Here is a 15,198-nt window from a genome sequence, read left to right as displayed (position 1 = left end):
CCGAACTCTTTCGCCGGGAGACTAGCACGGTTGGTTCGCTGAACGAACTCTTCTGTGGCAGACTGGGATCCATGGCACTCCCCCGCGAATACACGAACCAGGCCTGCTCGATGGTCCGCGCCCTGGAGATCGTCGGAGAGCGCTGGACGCTGCTGATTGTCCGCGACGCCGTCTTCGGCGTCCGCCGCTTCAGCGACTTCGTCGAGCACCTCGGCATCCCGCGCGCGGTCCTGACCGAACGGCTGGAGTTCCTGATCGGCGAAGGCGTGCTGGAGCGCGTGCCGGGTCCCGGCAAGCGCAGCGAGTACGAGCTGACGGCGAAGGGCCGCGGGCTCTGGCCGGTCGTCCGCGCCCTGTCGGCCTGGGGCGACGAGCACTACGCGCCGAGCGGCCGGCGCCGGGTGTTCGTGCACGCGGACTGCGAGGGCGAAGTGGCCGAGTCGGGCACCTGCCTGCGCTGCGGCGACGAGGTGCCGCTCGCCGAGACGGTGATGACGCCGGGTCCGGGGCTGACCCCGCCGTTGCCGGAGAACGGGCAGGTCAGCGCGCTCCTCGCGCGGCCGCACCGGCTCCTCCAGCCCGTGCACTGAGTCCGCCGTACCCGGTTTCGCAACTCCTGCTCTGGCTTCTGTACCTACTAGTATGTACAGTCCTCGACGTGGACACCAGGAAGCAGCTCATCGACGCCACCCGGGAGCTGTTGTGGGAGCGCGGCTACGTGGGCACGAGCCCCAAAGCCATCCAGCAGCACGCCGGCGCCGGGCAAGGCAGCATGTACCACCACTTCTCCGGCAAGCGGGAGCTGGCGCTCGAGGCCGTGCGGCGCAGCGCGGACGAGCTGCTGGCGGCCGCCGAGGCCCAGCTGCGCAAGCCCGGGACCGCCGTCGAGCGGATCACGGCGTACTTGCGTCGTGAGCGCGAAGTGCTCAGGGGCTGCCCCATCGGGCGGCTCACGCAGGATCCCGAGGTCGTCGCGGATCCCGAGCTGCGCGCGCCGGTCGACGAGACCCTGACGCGCCTGCGGGCCCGGCTGGCCCAGGTCCTCGACGAGGGCAAGGCCGCGGGCGAGCTGCCCCCCGGCCTGGACACCGCCGCGCTGGCCGCGACCGTCGTCGCCGTCCTGCAGGGCGGCTACGTGCTGGCTCGCGCCGCGGCCGCGCCCGAACCGTTCGACCAGGCCGTCTCCGGCGTCCTGTCCCTGCTCACCGCCTACGCCCGCTGAGGAGTCCTCCGTGCACGTCCGTCCCGTTCCGCAGGCCAGCACCGCCGCTCCCGCCGACGTGATCTCCGGCAGTGCGTGGATCACGTCGCTCGCCGTCCCCGAGGGCCCGTCGCGGACTCAGGTCGACCGGGTGCAGTTCGCGCCCGGCGCCCGCACACGCTGGCACCGGCACCCGCTCGGCCAGGTCCTCGTCGTCACCGAGGGCACCGGGTACGTGCAGCGGCAGGGTGGTCCGGCCCAGCTGGTCCGGCCCGGCGACACGGTCCGCGTCGCCGCCGGCGAGTGGCACTGGCACGGCGCCACCGACACGTCTTCGATGACGCACCTGGCCATCGAAGAGATCCCCGGCGACGGCGCTCTCACGGAGATCGGCGACCCGGTCGCCGGCGCCGAACCCACGCCGGTGCCCGCGGCGCCGGTGACCCGGACGCTGGTGCTGGAGCAGCGTCTCCCGGCGCCCCGGCTGGTCGAGCTCGTCGAGATCCGCCGCATCACGATCGCCCCCCGCTACGGCCCGGGCCTGCATGTCCACAATGGACCGGTGTTCGGCAGCATCGAGGCCGGCTCGGCCGTGTACCAGATTGAGGGTGAACCCGAGTCGGTGCTGCGGCCGGGCGACGTCTTCTACGAGCCGGAAGCGGTGCGGATCGCCCGCTTCGACGCGCAGGAGGACGGCGTCACGTTCATCGCCCACTTCCCCGTGGGGCCGGGCGAAACCCCGCGCCTCGACCCGCTCGAGAGCTAGGGCTCGTCAGTCCACCGGGACGTAGGCGCCGCCGGCCCGAGCGGCCGCGAGCTCCGCGTGCGTGGACGCACTGGACAGGAAGCGCCCCTGGACGACCCGGACGTAGAAACCGTCCAGCGGGAAGACGAGCACGAACTTCGCCCCGTCGTTTCCGCGCAGGACGACCCCTCGCACCAGGTTGCCGAGGAACTCGATGATGTCGCGTTCGATCTCGCCGGCGAATTCGCGCTGCTTGTCCCGCGAGATGTCGTACAGGTCGGTGTCGATGTCGTAGGTGGTGCGCCTGCCGGTCACCGGATCCCGCGCTTCGAATGCCAACCCCAGCCAACGCCGCGGTTCGACGACCACGGTGGCGTGCCACGTCGTTCCGCCGAGCCGCCAGTTCGTCCCGGTGCCGGCTTCCTCGGCGACCACCGTCCACGTGGTGGTCGCCTGCAGCTCGCGAAGGAAACCGAGGAGCCGGTCGCCCACCCTGGATGCCATGCACTCACCACTTCTTGCGATAGCCCGCGCGGAACGAGGTGAAGCCTAGGCCGGTGCGGCGAAGTAGTCGCCGGTGTTCAGGTCTTCGAGCAGGCCCGGGTGCGTGGGCGCCCAGTCCAGCAGCCGCCGCGTACCGGCGCTGGAGACCGGCCCGTCGAAGCCGTAAACCCGGGCCATGAACGGGCTGGCAAAGTGCGTCGCGGCCTCCACCGGAGTCAAGGAAACCGGGGGCACGCCGAGGTTTCGGGCGATCGTCTCCGCGACGCTCTTCACCGTCACGCTTTCGGCCACGCCGTGCAGGATGCTCCCGGCCGGAGCCTGCTCCAAAGCCAGCCGGAACAGGACCGCCGCATCGCGCCGGTGCACGGCGGGCCAGCGGTTGGCGCCGTCGCCGACGTAGGCCGACACGCCGGTCTCGCGCGCCGTGGCGACGAGCATCGGGATGAACCCGTGGTCGCGCGGGCCGTGGACGGTGGGTGCGAGCCGGACCACGCTGCCGCCGGCGGCCAGGCACATCCGCTCGCCCGGGATGCGGAAGGCGGCGATGCCGTACGCGTCGGGCTCGTCCCGCTCGCCGCTTTCCCGGCCGACGGGCAGGACCAGCGTGCCCGACGTGCTGACGAACGGCTTGCCCGCCACCGCCCGGCCCAGCACCTCGATCGCGGCCGTGTCGCGCCGGGTCAGGTCGTCCGGGTCGGCGAAGTCGCCGCCGAAGGCCATGTGCAGGACGCCGTCGGCGGCTTCGGCGCCACTACGCAGGCGGCCGAGGTCTTCCAGCGAGCCACGGAGTGCCTTTGCACCCAGCGATTCCAGCCGAGCGGCAGCGGTCTCGGAGCGTGCGAGGCCGGTGACGGTGTGGCCGGCCGCGAGGAGCTCGGCGACGACGGTGGGACCGGTCTGGCCGGAACCACCGGTGACGAAGACGTGCATGCGAACCCTTCCTTGACGTCAGTGACTGGCACTACTTAGCGCCAGCCGCTGACTTTACGCGTAGCGCCAGCGACTGGCACAACGTGACGCCAGTCACTGACGGAATGCGGTAGCCTCGGCTCGTGCCACGAAGCGGAGCAGAAGCGCGCCGCCGCCTCCAGCAGGCGGCTCTCGAGCTGTACGGGGAACGCGGGTTCGACGGGACCACCACGGCTGAGATCGCCGCGCGGGCCGGCCTCAACGAGCGCACCTACTTCCGGCACTTCGCGGACAAGCGCGAGGTGCTCTTCGACGGCGAAGCCGACCTGCGCGACACGATGACCGACGCGGTGGCCGAAGCGCCCGACGGCCTGGCGCCGTTCGAGATCCTGCTGCGCGCGTTCCGGAAGGCCGCGCGGATCCTCGAAGCCAACCGCCCGTTCTCCGAACCCCGGCTGGCGATCATCGCCGCGACCCCGGCGCTGCGCGAACGCGAACTCGCCAAGCACGCGTCGCTCACCGACGCCCTGGCCGAGGCATTGCGCCGGCGTGGCGTCCCCGGTGGGTCGGCGGCTCTCGCCGCGCAGACCGGCTGGGCGACCTTCCACCACGCGGCCCAAGCCTGGATCGACGACCCGGCGCAGAGCCTGGACATCCATCTCTCACAGGCTTTCGACGAGCTGCGAGCCCTGTCCGCGGGAGGCGAACGATGACCGGGCACAAGGGCGTACTGGTCACGGGCGGGTCCCGCGGCATCGGCCGGGCCACCGCCGTCGCCTTCGCGGCCCGCGGCTACCGCGTGGCCGTCCACTACGCCACCCGGCGCGACGACGCCGAGACGACGGTGGGCGAGCTGACCGGCTCCGGGCACACGTGCATCGGCGGCGACCTCGGCGACCCGGCCGCGGCGCGCCGGATCGTCGACGAGGCGGTCGCGACGCTCGGCCGGCTCGACGTCCTGGTCAACAACGCCGCCCAAGCGCCGACCGAGCAGACCCGGCACGCCGTCGCGGAAGTCGGCTACGACCAGTGGGTGGAGGTGTGGCGGCGCACGGTCGACGTCAACCTCCTCGGCGCCGCGAACGTCACCTGGGCGGTGGCCCGCCACCTGATCGAGCACGGCCGCCCGGGCAGCATCGTCAACGTCGGCTCGCGCGGCGCGTTCCGCGGCGGACCCGAGCACCCGGCCTACGGCGCGAGCAAGGCGGCCCTGCACGCCTTCGGCCAGTCGATGGCGATCGCCCTGGCACCGCACGGGATTTCCGTGACGTCGGTGGCGCCCGGGTTCGTCGCGACCGAACGCCAGGAGCCCAAGCTCGCGGGCCCGGGCGGCGAAGGGCTGCGGGAGCAGAGCCCGTTCGGCCGGGTGGGCACCGCCGAAGACGTCGCCGCGGCGATCGTCCACCTCGCCTCACCGGAGGCGGCGTGGAGCTCCGGCGCCATCCTCGACGTCAACGGCGCGTCGCACCTGCGCTGACCGGTCACGCCCCCGTCGGCGGCACCAGCACCTCGACCACTCCCCCGGCTTCGCGCACCACGAGGTGCGGCAGCGGCGGCGGGGTCACCGGCAGCTGGTGCGTCAGGACCACTCCGTCGACCCCGAACGACGTCCGGTGGCACGGGCAGTTCAGCCGCCGCGCCGGGGCGTCCAGGTTCAGCCGGCAGCCGAGGTGCGTGCAGGTCGCCGAAACCCCACGGACTTCGCCTCCCGAGCGCTGGACGAACCCCGCCACCGCGCCGAGGTCGAACGGCAGCACCCGGCCTTCGGGCAGGTCGTGCGCGGCGACGACGGCCCGCCACTCGCCGTTCTCGGGCCGCAGCGTCTCCTCCTGAGCCGCCGGTTCGGCGCCCGACGACACCAGGTACTCGACGCCGGCGCCCGCCGCGGCCGCCACCGCCGCGGCCGAGGACACCTGGATGAACCGGCGGCGATTGCCGCTCCGCCCGGGTGCCGGTTCCCCGAGCTCCTGGGCCAGCCGCCGGTGCAGCCCGGCGACGAACTCCTCGCTCGCCGCCCCGGCTCCCGGCCGGGCGGCGCGCAGCAGCACCGCGGTCCGCAGCTCGGCTTCGTCACCGGGACCGGCCTCGAACGGGCGCGGCCGGCGCCGGCGCAGGAGGTCCTTGACGTACCAGCGGACGCCTCGAGTGGTCACGTCTCCGTCCCTTCCGCCAGCTGGGCCGCCTGCCGCAACGCGCGGTGCTGCAGCACCTTCGCGTTGCCCACGGTGATGCCGAGCTCCGCCGCCGCTTCCTTGAGCGAGCACGCCTGCAGGAACCGCAGCCGCAGGATGCGGCCGTACCGCTCGGGCAGCTGCCCGAGGATCGCCTCGGCGCGGGCCGGCGTCCGCGGGTCGATCACGTCGGCTTCGAAGGCCGCGATGTCGCGCTCCTCGTCCAGGGTGGTGATCTCCCGGCCGAGCGTGCGCCGCCAGTGCCCGGCCAGCACCGTCCGCGCGGTGGCCAGCAGGTACGCCCGGACCTCGCCCACACTCGCCGAGACGCGCAGCGGCCGCAACGCCGTCAGGAAGACCTCCGTGGTGAGGTCCTCCGCGTCGGGCCGGTTGCCCACCTTCGAGAACATCAGCCGGTACAGGCGGTCGACGTTGTCGCGGTAGACCGCCTCCCAGTCCGGGTAGACGTCCGCGCCGACCACGTGCAGCCGCGCGGGCGGCGCCGCGCGGGCGTCTGTGTCCGCTGTGTCTTCGATGTCAGCGCGTCCGCGCCGGAACCGCTGTGCCACCGGCACCGCCCGCCTTCTCCCCGCCGATTCTTCCCGCCACCTGAGGGATACGCGACCGGGTTACGCGTAACCGGCGCACGTATCGGCAAGCGGACCTTGAAACGACCCGGGGAGAGAAATGACCACATCGATGTCGCGCCGGCACCTGTTCGCCACCGGCGGGGCGGCCGCCGCCGTGCTCGCCACCACCGGCCTGCCCTCGCCCGCCACGGCGGCCCCGGCCCCGGCCCCGGCCCGGCCGGGCGGCGCGGACGTCGTCCTCGCCTGGAACAGCGCACTGCTGACCACCTTGCGCACGGCCGGCCTCCAGCCCGCGACCGTGCACCCGACCCGCGCCTTCGCCCTGCTCCACGCGGCGATGCACGACGCTGTCGTCGCGACGGCCGGGACCGGGCGGCCCTACCTGTTCACCGTCGACGTCCCGGGCGCGGCGGCCCCGGAAGCGGCAGCGGCGCAGGCCGCGCACGACGTCCTGGCCGCGTTGTACCCCACGCGGGCCGGCGAGTTCGGGAACCTGCTGGCCGGGCAGCTCGCCGCGGTGCGTCCGGCGGGGCGGACCGCCGGCGTGCGCGCCGGGCAGCTGGTCGCCAAGCTGCTGCTGGGCCTGCGCGCGAACGACGGCTCGGCCGCGGTCCCGCCGGTGCTGCCGCCGGGGACGGCACCCGGGCAGTACCGGCCGGCGCCGCCCGCGTTCGCACCCGCCGCGTTCACCCACTGGGCCGCGGTGACGCCGTTCGTGCTCGACCGGGCGAGCCGGTTCCGGCCCGTGCCCTACCCCGAGCTGGGCAGTGCCCGGTACGCGAAGGCGCTGCGCGAGGTCGCGGCGGCCGGGCGCGACACCAGCACCACCCGCACCGCCGACGAGACACTGCAGGCGCGGTTCTGGGCGGCGCCGATCTGGAACTACTGGAACGAGATCGCGCAGTCGGTGGTCGGCGGTTCCCGCAGCAGCCTGCTGGTCGCGGCGCGGGTGTTCGCGCGGCTGAACCTGGCGTTCGCCGACGCCGTGATCGCGTTCTACGAAGCGAAGTACCACTACCGGATCTGGCGGCCCATCACCGCGATCCGCCTGGCCGGCGAAGACGGGAACCCGGCGACGGACGGCGTCCCGGACTGGTCGAGCCTCGCCACCACCCCGGCGGACCCGGCGTACCCGGGCGCGCACAGCGTCATTTCGCAGGCGGGCGCCCTGGTGCTGCACCACGAGTACGGGCCGCGGTGGCAGCTCGCGGTGACGTCCGAAGCGCTGCCGGGCGTGGTCCGGCGATTCGCGGCGTTCCAGGACGTCGCCGACGAGGCGGGCCTGAGCCGCATCGTCGCCGGCGTCCACACCCGGCTCGACCACGAAGCCGGGCGGCAGCTGGGCACCGACGTCGCCGCGTTCGTCCTCCGGTCGTAGCCCCTACCGGCGGGCACCGGTCAGCATCGGCGGGTCGAACCGCACGTAGCGACCGGTGCCCCCGGCGGCCGCGTTGAGCCGCCACGGCTCCGCGACGTCGGCCCATCGCCCGGTCTCGATCCGGGACTCCAGCGCGTGCAGTGCGGCGATCGTCTCGGACGTCCGGAACGCGCAGTGCCCGGTCGCGTCGACGTAAGCCTGGCGCAACAGCGAACCCGCGCCCGCCCGGCGCACTTCCTTGCCGTACCAGTCTTCCTGCTCCACCGGGACGAGCTGGTCGGCGACGGTGTGGATGTCCAGCGTCGGCACGCGCAGCCGGCCGGTCGCCGTCGACGTGCGCGCCAGCGTGCGCACGGCCTGGGGATCCGGGCGGATGTCGGCGTCCCGCGTCAGGGTCGCGAGGTCGGCGTCGAGGTCGAGACCGGCCGCCCGGTACAGCGACCGGACCTGGCGCGCGTGGCTGCTGCCGGACAGCAGCGCCCGGTAGTCGACGCCCGCGGTGAACGCGCTGTTGCCGCCCGCCGCCAGCTCGATCTGGTACCGGCCGGCGACGACGAACCCGAGCACAAGCTGCGAAAGTTCCTGCTGCTGCTGGACTTCCTGGCCCGCGTAGTCGGCGGGCGGCGTCGGGCCGGTGAACCAGCCGGGCTCGTTCATCAGGGCCGCGGCGAGCGCGATGCGCGCCTGCCCCGCGGGCGAGTTCTGCGCGTCGGTGGCGATCTTCGTCAGGGCGGCGGCCGAAGCGTTCGCCTCGTCCGGGCTCGCGAAGCGGACCAGCTTGACGTCCTGCGTGGGCGCGAGGAGGTGGGCGAGCGCGTATTCGCCGTCGAGCTGGTAGTTGTTCAGGTTCAGGCCGCCGGCGACGAGTCCGCAGGTGCTCAGCACGCCGTCGAGCCGGTGGCCGCCGGCTTCGGCTTCGCGGGCGCTGACCAGCCCGCCCATCGAGGTGCCCCACGCGATCGTGCGGCGCGCGGGCCCGGTCAGCCGCTCGAGCGCCGCCAAGGCACCGAACTGGTCGTCGACGGCGGACGCGAGCGCCCACCACGACGGGCCGCTGTAGGACGAGCCGACCAGCGCGTACCCGCTGCCGAGCAGCGTCTGACGCGTTTCGTCGTTCGGCGCGTTCTGCGCGGCGAGCGGGCCGAAACCGTGGCTGTACAGGATGGTCGTGCCGTTCCAGGCGGCCGGCACGTCCGCCACCCAGGTGGCGCCGTCCGGCAGCTGCCCGGTGTAGTGCCCGCTCGTGGCGCCGGCCGCGACTCCCGAAGTCAGGCCGAGGGCCACCAGAATCGTGCCGATCAGCGCCAGGACGCGGCGGTAACCCTTACCCGTGGTCATGCGAGCAGGGTGGCACGCCGGCGACGCGATGTACAGGTTTCCTGTCCTTTATTCGCCCGGACGTCAGTGCGACGGCCGATCCGACAGCGCGGCGTGGCAGGCGACGACGTAGGCGCGGAACCTGGCCGCGTCACGCGGGTTCAGCTCGGAAACCATCCGTTGTTCGAGCGCGAAGACGTCGTCGCGGACGCGGTCGAGGATCTCCTCGCCGGCCTCGGTCAGGCTGATCACGCGCCGCCGCCGGTCCCGCGGATCGCCGTCCCGCGCGATGAAGCCCTGTCGTTCGAGCGCGACCACCATGTCGGCCATCGCCTGGTCGGTGACGAACGAGTTGCGGGCCAGCTCGGCGGTGGTGAGCCCGGAGCGCCGCTCCAGCACGGTGAGCGCGGTGTACTGCAACGGCGTGAGCGCGACCGGGCGCAGCACGTCGTCCAGCCGGGCCCGCACGGCGAGCTCGAGCTGCTTCACGAGGTACAGCAGGCCGGGCCCGGCGGCACCGGCGGCGGGAACGGGGTGGGACACGGCTCAATGGTGACCGACGCCCGGATGGGCCGCCGGTCCGGCCTTCGGCCGCTTGAGGACTTCGGTGGGCAGCCCGAGGTTCCCGACGATCCGCTCGACAGCGTCCCCGAGCCGCAGGAAGTCGTCCCCGAGCGGGTCGACCACCAGGCGCCGCACGTTCGCCACGTGCGCGGGCGACGAGGCCGCCAGGTGCGCTCGACCGGCGTCGGTCAGGGTCGCGATCGTGAACCGGCGCCCCTGGCCGGTGCACACCTTCCGCGTCACCCACCCGCGATCCTCCAGGCGGGCCACCGCGTGCGAAATCCGCGGCAGCGACCCGTTGGCCATCTCCGCGATCTCGCTCATCCGCAGGCTTTCCTCCGGTACGACCGACAGCCGCGCCAGGATCATGTACCCCAGCAACGTGAGGTCGGCGTCCCGCAGCAGCTGGCTCTCCAGCGCTCCCGGCAGCGTGAGCAGCACCTTCGCCAGGTTGATCCACACGCGCCGCTCTTCCTTGCCGAGCCGGTCGAACGGCTCCTCCGGCTCCTGTTCGTCCACGCTTGACTTTAACACGCAACTCAACCTATCTTTGGGTTTAACACGCAACCCAAGGAGGAGCGATGACCCCCACCGCCACCCGGACGTCCGCCACGGCCCTCCGCCTGGGGGTCGCCGTCGTGGCGGCCGCCGCGGTCAACACCGTCATCGCGCTGACGGCGTCCTCACTCGACGACGGCGGGATCGGCATGGGCCTCAACGCCGCCTCCTTCCTGCCGGCGACCGTGCTCGGGCTGCTCCTCGGCACCGCGGGCTGGATCCTCATCGCCCGCCGGGCCCCGAAGGCGCTGCGCGTGGTGGTGCCCGCGGTCCTCGTCCTGACCTGGGTGCCGGACCTGCTGCTCCTGAACGCCGGCGCCACCGCGGCCAACGTCGTCGGACTGATGCTCATGCACCTGGTGGTCACGACGGCGGTCGTCCTCGCCCTGCGCCCGACCCTGCGGGAGCCGGCCGCGGTGCCGGCGGCTCCGGGGCAGGTCGCCCGGTAACGTCTCGGGGATGGACTGGGAACCGACCAGACGATCACTGCACGGCGTCGCGGAGCTGCTGCTGGCGGGTCCGCAGCACCGGGCGACCGAGCGCATCGACCTCCAGGTGGCCGAAGGCGGTTTCGCGACCGTGGCCGGGCCCGCGCTGCGCGTCGAAGGTGCCGAACTCCTGACGGACTCCGCCCGGCTGCCGCTGGCCGGGCGGACCTACGCCGAAGTCGCGGCGCAGGCCGGGCTCGAGGCGGGCGAGCCCGCGGGCGTCTACTCCGGGGGTCCCGGCATCCGCGCCGACGAGACGATCACCTTCGACCCGGACGCGCTGAAGTCGTTGCTGGCGGCCTTCTCCGCCGGGGACCGGGCGCTGCGCGAGTTCGCCCCGGACGTCACGCCGGTGCTGTGGCCCGAGCACTTCGACGTCGCGATCACCCTCGACGAGGTCAACTACGGCGTCTCCCCCGGCGACGGCCACCTGGGCGAGCCCTACGCCTATGTCGGCCCGTTCGAGGCGCGGGAGGGCGAGTTCTGGAACGCGCCGTTCGGCGCCGCCCGCCCGCTGCGCGACCTCGACGGCGAGGTGACGGCGTTCTTCCGCGCCGGACGCGAACTACTCTGAGCCCGAACCGGCCGGCCGGGGGAACAGCCGCGCGCAGTTGGCGGTGGTGAGCTCCCGCCAGGTCGTGCCCTCGGGCTGAGCGGCCGCGTCGATGCTCGCCAGCTGGGCGTCGACCGCGGCCGGCGGGGTCCAGCAGAAGTCGCTGCCATACAGCAGCCGCTCGGTGCCGAACGCGCGCTCGACCGCCGGGACCTGGTGCGGGAACGGCGTTCCCGCGATGTCGAACCACAGCCCGCCGACCTGCTCGGGCACGGTCGGCCCGCCGCCGTCCCCGGCGACCGCGGTGCGGAACAGCTCGAGGCGTTCGGCCAGCAGCGGCAGCACGCCGCCGCCGTGGGTGAAGATCCAGGGGACGCCCGGGTAACGCCGGAGGGTTCCGCCGAAGACCAGGTCGCTCACGGCCCGGCCGGTGTCGAAGAGGAACTCCAGCATCGGCCGCGGCCGGCCGAGCGCGGTCGCTTCGGCGTGCGGCGGCGACGTCGGGTGGACGAACACCGGGGTCCGGCGGCGCTCCAGCTCCGTCCACAGTGGAGCGAACGCCGGATCGCCGGGGTAACGCCCGCCGGCGTTGGTCTCGATCGTCACGCCGTCGCAGCCCAGTTCGTCGACCGCGTGAGCGAGTTCGGCGAGCGCACCGTCCACATCGGGCAGTGGGAGCGACGCGAAGTGCCCGAACCGGTCCGGGTGCGCCCGGCGGGTCTCGGCGCCGGTGTCGTTGACGTGCCGGGCGAGCGTCCGCGCCGCGGCGTCGTCACCGAAATGGACTCCCGGTGACGAGATCGACAGCAGCGACACCTCGATGCCCCAGCGGTCCATCAGCGATCGCGGCCTCGACGTACGCCGGGGTGAGGAAGTGCGCGTGGACGTCGACGAGCCCGCTCACGCGACCACTTCCCCGGCGGCCCAGACGCGCCGGACCTTCGCGGTCGCCGTGATGTCGCGGGTCGGATCGCCGTCGACGAGCACGAGGTCCGCCCGCAGTCCTTCGCGTACCGCCCCGCGGTCGGAGAAGCCGAAGTACCGGGCGGGCAGGTCGGTCGCCGCGCGGAGTGCGTCTGTTTCGGACAGTCCGGCCTCGACCAGCAGGGCCAGTTCCTGGTGCAGGCTCGCCCCCTGGACGACCGGGAGAGGCAGCATCGGTGCGGAGAACGCGTCGGTGCCCGCGAGGATCGGCACGCCGGCCGCGTGCAGCGCCGTGACGGAGTCCCGGCTGAACGCGTAGCCGTCGGCGCCGAGCTTGGTGGTCAGCGCGTCCATCATCGTCAGCGTCGGCACGGCGACCTGGCCCCGCGCGGCCATCTTCGCCGTGGTCTCGGCGTCGAGGACGCCGTCGCGCGGGACGTGGGTGATCACGTCCGCCCCGGCCCGGACCGCGCGTTGGTAGGCATCGACGGACGAAGCGTGCGCGACGGTGAGCTTGCCGTGCGCCTTGCCCTCGGCGATGACGGCGTCGATCGTGGCCTGGTCGAGCAGGTCGCCTTCGATGACGACCTTGAGGTAGTCCGACCCTTCGGCCACGCGGCGGGCGACGAACTCCGCGGCCTGACCGGGCGCGGTGAGGATCGCCTCCTCGGGCATGCCGGGCATCTTCGCGTGGTTGCCGCCGGGCCCGATGGCCGGCACGCCCGCGCTGCGGATGTCCGGCACCCGGCCACGGAAGGAGTCGACGCGTTCGCGAGGCCAGCACGCCATGTCCAGCGCGGTGGTGACGCCGTGGGCGGCGAGCGCGCGCAGGTCGTCCGAGGTGAGCAGGTGGACGTGGGCGTCGACCAGCCCCGGCAGGAGGGTGGCACCGGCGGCGTCGAAGACCTCCGCGCCGGTCGTGCCGGCGCCGATGAGCGGGCCGTCGATCACCACGGTGGTGGGTTCGGTCAGCGCGGCGCCGTCGAAGACGCGGACGCCGGTCAGGGCGGTCTTGGTCATGATGCCTTTCCGGAAGGGGGCCGGTCCGTCACGAGGCCGGCTCGGCGGCGAAGCTCGACTCCATCAGGATTTCCTTGGTGCGGTTGACGTGCGCCTCGAACCGGGCGACGGCCAGGTCGGCGTCGTGCGCCAGCGCGGCGTCCACCAGGCCCTGGTGCTCGCCCGCGACGTCGCGGTGCCGCTCCAGGCCGCCGGGCCCGGACCAGGCGCGGTAGAGCTCGGCCGCGTCGGAGAGCCTGGTGCAGATGTCGAGCAGCACGACGTTGCCGCACGCCTTGATCAGCGTGTGGTGGAACTCCAGGTGCGCGCGGGCCCACTCCTCGTTGCGCCGCATCGGCGGCCCGGGCAGGATCATCGGCTGCCCGGCGAGCCGGTGGTGCGCGGCCAGCACCTCCGACTCCCAGGTGACGCCGCCGCGCCGCACCGAAAGCCGCAGCGCCGAACCCTCGTTGATCACGCGCGCTTCGGTCAGGTCCGTCAGCGCCTGCAGCGACAGCGGCGTGACCCGGAACCCGCGGTTGCGGTCCACCTGCACGAGGTCCTTGGCGGCCAGCAATCCGAGGGCCTCCCGCACGACACTGAGGCTGACCTCGAACTCCACACTCAGCTCCGCGGGCTTGACGCGCTCGCCCGGCGCCAGTTCTCCGTTGAGGATCGCCAAGCGCAGCCGGTGGTAGACCGACACGGCCAAGCTCTCGCCACCCGCTCTCTTCACCATGCCGAGACGGTAACACACTCTACGTGCAAGAATCGATTCTTGCCTTGACAGTCGTATACCGCAGGCAGAGTATGAGCTGACCGACGCACCTCGCCGCCCCGGCACCGATCCGGGACGCGACCGAGTGGGATCACGGCGTCGGAGCTCCTCGACCGAAAGGCATCTCGATGCGGATCGCCAACCTGGCCGGCCGGCTCGTCCTCCTCACCGAAGACGGCGCCGTCGACGTCGAGCGCGCCGGCGGGCAGCGCTTTTCCGCCGACCCCCACGCGGTGTACGCCCGCTGGGACGAGTTCACCGCCTGGGCGGCCGACGCCCCGACCGACGGCGCCGAAGCGTTCGACGAGGCCGACCTCCGGGCGCCCTCCCCCACCCCCGCCCAGGTCTTCGGCGTCGGGCTGAACTACCGCGACCACGCCGCCGAATCCGGCCTCGGCCTGCCCGGCTCCCCCGCGGTGTTCACCAAGTTCCCCAGCTGCCTGACCGGCCCGCACGGCGACGTCGCGCTCACCGGGTCCACTGTGGACTGGGAGGTCGAGCTGGTCGCCGTCATCGGCCGCGAGGCGCGGAACGTGCCCGTCGAGCACGGCTGGGACCACGTCGCCGGGCTGACCGCCGGCCAGGACCTCTCCGACCGGACGGTGCAGCTGGCCGGGTCGGCGCCGCAGTTCAGCCTCGGCAAGTCCGCGCCCGGCTTCGGGCCCACCGGGCCGTGGCTGGTCACGCCGGACGAGTTCGCCGACCGCGACAACCTGGAGCTGAGCTGCGCGGTCAACGGCGAGTCCGTGCAGAAGGGCCGCACCAGCGACCTGATCTTCTCGGTCCCCGAGATCGTCGCGCGGTTGTCGGCGATCCTGCCGCTGCGGCCCGGCGACGTCATCTTCACCGGCACCCCCGCCGGGGTCGGCATGGCCCGCACCCCGCAGCGGTTCCTGGCCGCCGGCGACGAGCTGGTCACCACGATCGAAGGCATCGGCACGATGCGCCACCGGTTCACGGAGCCGGCATGACCACTGTGGACGGACGCCGGTTCCGCGCCGTGATGGCCGCGGTTTGCGCGCCGGTCACGGTCGTCACCACGAGCGACGCCGCCGGCCGACCGCACGGCGCGACGGTCAGCTCGTTCACGTCGCTCTCGGTCGACCCGCCGCTGGTGAGCGTCGCCTTCGACCGGCGCTCGGCGCTGCTGGCCGAGGTCCTCGACGCGGAGAAGTTCGGGGTGAACCTGCTCGGCCAGGGCCAGGACGACCTCGCCGTCCGGTTCGCCACCCGCGGCGCCGACCGCTTCGGCGGCGACACGGCGTGGTTCGCCGACGCCCGCCTGCCCCGGCTGCGCGACGCCGCCGGCTGGGTGGCCTGCGACCTGGACCGCGTCGTCGAAGCCGGCGACCACCTCCTGCTGTTCGGACTGGTCACCGACCTGGGCCGCACCGACCTGCCGCCGCTCGTCTACGCCCACCGCACGTTCGGCACGCACTCCCGCTTCGCCGATCGGCCGCGCCCGCTCATCACCGACCAGATCGCCGCCTGCGCCCGCTGACCCGCTCGGAAGGACAAC

The 15,198-nt window shown here is 73.3% G+C and carries 20 protein-coding genes; 10 read left to right on the top strand and 10 right to left on the bottom strand.

Annotation, left to right across the window (positions count from 1 at the left end; all coding sequences use genetic code 11):
* The first annotated feature begins 71 nt into the window (after window positions 1-71).
* From AB0M59_RS04175 to AB0M59_RS04165, 3 genes are all read left to right on the top strand, one after another.
* Window positions 72-590, top strand: coding sequence for a helix-turn-helix domain-containing protein (locus AB0M59_RS04175; RefSeq protein ID WP_364608333.1), 519 nt, complete (start codon window positions 72-74; stop codon window positions 588-590).
* 68 nt (window positions 591-658) lie between these two features.
* Window positions 659-1,222 (top strand): TetR family transcriptional regulator, encoded by a 564-nt coding sequence (locus AB0M59_RS04170; RefSeq protein ID WP_364608330.1) that lies wholly within the window; start codon window positions 659-661, stop codon window positions 1,220-1,222.
* A 10-nt stretch (window positions 1,223-1,232) separates the two neighbouring features.
* Window positions 1,233-1,967 carry a cupin domain-containing protein gene (locus tag AB0M59_RS04165; protein ID WP_364608327.1) on the top strand — a complete coding sequence of 245 codons (735 nt, stop codon included), beginning with the start codon at window positions 1,233-1,235 and terminating at the stop codon, window positions 1,965-1,967.
* Window positions 1,968-1,973: 6 nt separating this feature from the next.
* Here the strand turns inward: AB0M59_RS04165 and AB0M59_RS04160 are convergent, their stop codons facing one another.
* Window positions 1,974-2,450 carry a hypothetical protein gene (locus AB0M59_RS04160; protein WP_364608321.1) on the bottom strand — a complete coding sequence of 159 codons (477 nt, stop codon included), beginning with the start codon at window positions 2,448-2,450 and terminating at the stop codon, window positions 1,974-1,976.
* A 45-nt stretch (window positions 2,451-2,495) separates the two neighbouring features.
* Window positions 2,496-3,380, bottom strand: coding sequence for an SDR family oxidoreductase (locus AB0M59_RS04155; protein ID WP_364608319.1), 885 nt, complete (start codon window positions 3,378-3,380; stop codon window positions 2,496-2,498).
* Window positions 3,381-3,502: 122 nt separating this feature from the next.
* Between AB0M59_RS04155 and AB0M59_RS04150 the strand changes: the two genes are divergently transcribed.
* The gene (locus AB0M59_RS04150; RefSeq protein WP_364608317.1) at window positions 3,503-4,072 is read left to right on the top strand and encodes a helix-turn-helix domain-containing protein; all 570 of its coding nucleotides are present in this window, start codon (window positions 3,503-3,505) and stop codon (window positions 4,070-4,072) included.
* The gene (locus AB0M59_RS04145) at window positions 4,069-4,836 is read left to right on the top strand and encodes an SDR family oxidoreductase (RefSeq protein WP_364608313.1); all 768 of its coding nucleotides are present in this window, start codon (window positions 4,069-4,071) and stop codon (window positions 4,834-4,836) included. Before AB0M59_RS04150 ends, AB0M59_RS04145 begins: the two co-directional genes overlap by 4 nt.
* Window positions 4,837-4,840: 4 nt before the next feature.
* Here the strand turns inward: AB0M59_RS04145 and AB0M59_RS04140 are convergent, their stop codons facing one another.
* Complete coding sequence (locus AB0M59_RS04140; RefSeq protein ID WP_364608310.1) at window positions 4,841-5,512, bottom strand: Rieske (2Fe-2S) protein; 672 nt, start codon at window positions 5,510-5,512, stop codon at window positions 4,841-4,843.
* On the bottom strand, window positions 5,509-6,105 hold the full coding sequence (locus tag AB0M59_RS04135; protein WP_364608302.1) for an RNA polymerase sigma factor: 597 nt from the start codon (window positions 6,103-6,105) through the stop codon (window positions 5,509-5,511). Before AB0M59_RS04135 ends, AB0M59_RS04140 begins: the two co-directional genes overlap by 4 nt.
* Window positions 6,106-6,217: 112 nt before the next feature.
* Between AB0M59_RS04135 and AB0M59_RS04130 the strand changes: the two genes are divergently transcribed.
* Window positions 6,218-7,498: a vanadium-dependent haloperoxidase gene (locus AB0M59_RS04130; protein ID WP_364608295.1), complete on the top strand. Its 1,281-nt coding sequence runs from the start codon at window positions 6,218-6,220 to the stop codon at window positions 7,496-7,498.
* Window positions 7,499-7,501: 3 nt separating this feature from the next.
* Here the strand turns inward: AB0M59_RS04130 and AB0M59_RS04125 are convergent, their stop codons facing one another.
* From AB0M59_RS04125 to AB0M59_RS04115, 3 genes are all read right to left on the bottom strand, one after another.
* Window positions 7,502-8,836, bottom strand: a complete 1,335-nt coding sequence (locus tag AB0M59_RS04125; protein ID WP_364608289.1) for an alpha/beta hydrolase — start codon at window positions 8,834-8,836, stop codon at window positions 7,502-7,504.
* 63 nt (window positions 8,837-8,899) lie between these two features.
* Window positions 8,900-9,358 (bottom strand): MarR family transcriptional regulator, encoded by a 459-nt coding sequence (locus AB0M59_RS04120; RefSeq protein ID WP_364608281.1) that lies wholly within the window; start codon window positions 9,356-9,358, stop codon window positions 8,900-8,902.
* Between the two features lie 3 nt (window positions 9,359-9,361).
* The gene (locus AB0M59_RS04115) at window positions 9,362-9,913 is read right to left on the bottom strand and encodes a MarR family transcriptional regulator (RefSeq protein WP_364608274.1); all 552 of its coding nucleotides are present in this window, start codon (window positions 9,911-9,913) and stop codon (window positions 9,362-9,364) included.
* Between the two features lie 47 nt (window positions 9,914-9,960).
* Between AB0M59_RS04115 and AB0M59_RS04110 the strand changes: the two genes are divergently transcribed.
* Window positions 9,961-10,386, top strand: coding sequence for a DUF6069 family protein (locus tag AB0M59_RS04110; protein WP_364608271.1), 426 nt, complete (start codon window positions 9,961-9,963; stop codon window positions 10,384-10,386).
* Between the two features lie 10 nt (window positions 10,387-10,396).
* Window positions 10,397-10,999: a hypothetical protein gene (locus AB0M59_RS04105; protein ID WP_364608263.1), complete on the top strand. Its 603-nt coding sequence runs from the start codon at window positions 10,397-10,399 to the stop codon at window positions 10,997-10,999.
* Here the strand turns inward: AB0M59_RS04105 and AB0M59_RS04100 are convergent.
* The 3 genes from AB0M59_RS04100 to AB0M59_RS04090 all read right to left on the bottom strand — a co-directional run bounded on the left by AB0M59_RS04100 (window position 10,991) and on the right by AB0M59_RS04090 (window position 13,640).
* Entirely contained in the window at window positions 10,991-11,815 is an 825-nt protein-coding gene (locus AB0M59_RS04100; protein ID WP_364608257.1) for an amidohydrolase family protein, read from the bottom strand. The two genes, AB0M59_RS04105 and AB0M59_RS04100, sit on opposite strands and share 9 nt — an antisense overlap.
* 63 nt (window positions 11,816-11,878) lie before the next feature.
* Window positions 11,879-12,922, bottom strand: coding sequence for an amidohydrolase family protein (locus AB0M59_RS04095; RefSeq protein ID WP_364608254.1), 1,044 nt, complete (start codon window positions 12,920-12,922; stop codon window positions 11,879-11,881).
* Between the two features lie 28 nt (window positions 12,923-12,950).
* Entirely contained in the window at window positions 12,951-13,640 is a 690-nt protein-coding gene (locus AB0M59_RS04090) for a GntR family transcriptional regulator (protein WP_364608249.1), read from the bottom strand.
* Between the two features lie 167 nt (window positions 13,641-13,807).
* Between AB0M59_RS04090 and AB0M59_RS04085 the strand changes: the two genes are divergently transcribed.
* A complete protein-coding gene (locus tag AB0M59_RS04085) occupies window positions 13,808-14,650 on the top strand; it encodes a fumarylacetoacetate hydrolase family protein (RefSeq protein ID WP_364608246.1) in 843 nt (280 codons plus the stop codon).
* Window positions 14,647-15,180, top strand: coding sequence for a flavin reductase family protein (locus tag AB0M59_RS04080; RefSeq protein ID WP_364608243.1), 534 nt, complete (start codon window positions 14,647-14,649; stop codon window positions 15,178-15,180). The genes AB0M59_RS04085 and AB0M59_RS04080 overlap by 4 nt, the downstream gene beginning before the upstream one ends.
* Window positions 15,181-15,198: the final 18 nt, after the last annotated feature.

Origin of the sequence: Amycolatopsis sp. NPDC051371, assembly GCF_040682155.1 — a bacterium.
Lineage (GTDB): Bacteria > Actinomycetota > Actinomycetes > Mycobacteriales > Pseudonocardiaceae > Amycolatopsis.
This window is presented reverse-complemented; position numbering and strand designations above follow the sequence as displayed.

Bases quoted from the DNA above. Each gene is read 5' to 3' on its own strand.
- AB0M59_RS04175 (WP_364608333.1), top strand. From the start codon at position 72: ATGGCACTCCCCCGCGAATACACGAACCAGGCCTGCTCGATGGTCCGC.
- AB0M59_RS04160 (WP_364608321.1), bottom strand. From the start codon at position 2,450: ATGGCATCCAGGGTGGGCGACCGGCTCCTCGGTTTCCTTCGCGAGCTG.
- AB0M59_RS04155 (WP_364608319.1), bottom strand. From the start codon at position 3,380: ATGCACGTCTTCGTCACCGGTGGTTCCGGCCAGACCGGTCCCACCGTC.
- AB0M59_RS04145 (WP_364608313.1), top strand. From the start codon at position 4,069: ATGACCGGGCACAAGGGCGTACTGGTCACGGGCGGGTCCCGCGGCATC.
- AB0M59_RS04130 (WP_364608295.1), top strand. From the start codon at position 6,218: ATGACCACATCGATGTCGCGCCGGCACCTGTTCGCCACCGGCGGGGCG.
- AB0M59_RS04125 (WP_364608289.1), bottom strand. From the start codon at position 8,836: ATGACCACGGGTAAGGGTTACCGCCGCGTCCTGGCGCTGATCGGCACG.
- AB0M59_RS04110 (WP_364608271.1), top strand. From the start codon at position 9,961: ATGACCCCCACCGCCACCCGGACGTCCGCCACGGCCCTCCGCCTGGGG.
- AB0M59_RS04105 (WP_364608263.1), top strand. From the start codon at position 10,397: ATGGACTGGGAACCGACCAGACGATCACTGCACGGCGTCGCGGAGCTG.
- AB0M59_RS04100 (WP_364608257.1), bottom strand. From the start codon at position 11,815: ATGGACCGCTGGGGCATCGAGGTGTCGCTGCTGTCGATCTCGTCACCG.
- AB0M59_RS04095 (WP_364608254.1), bottom strand. From the start codon at position 12,922: ATGACCAAGACCGCCCTGACCGGCGTCCGCGTCTTCGACGGCGCCGCG.
- AB0M59_RS04090 (WP_364608249.1), bottom strand. From the start codon at position 13,640: ATGGTGAAGAGAGCGGGTGGCGAGAGCTTGGCCGTGTCGGTCTACCAC.
- AB0M59_RS04085 (WP_364608246.1), top strand. From the start codon at position 13,808: ATGCGGATCGCCAACCTGGCCGGCCGGCTCGTCCTCCTCACCGAAGAC.
- AB0M59_RS04080 (WP_364608243.1), top strand. From the start codon at position 14,647: ATGACCACTGTGGACGGACGCCGGTTCCGCGCCGTGATGGCCGCGGTT.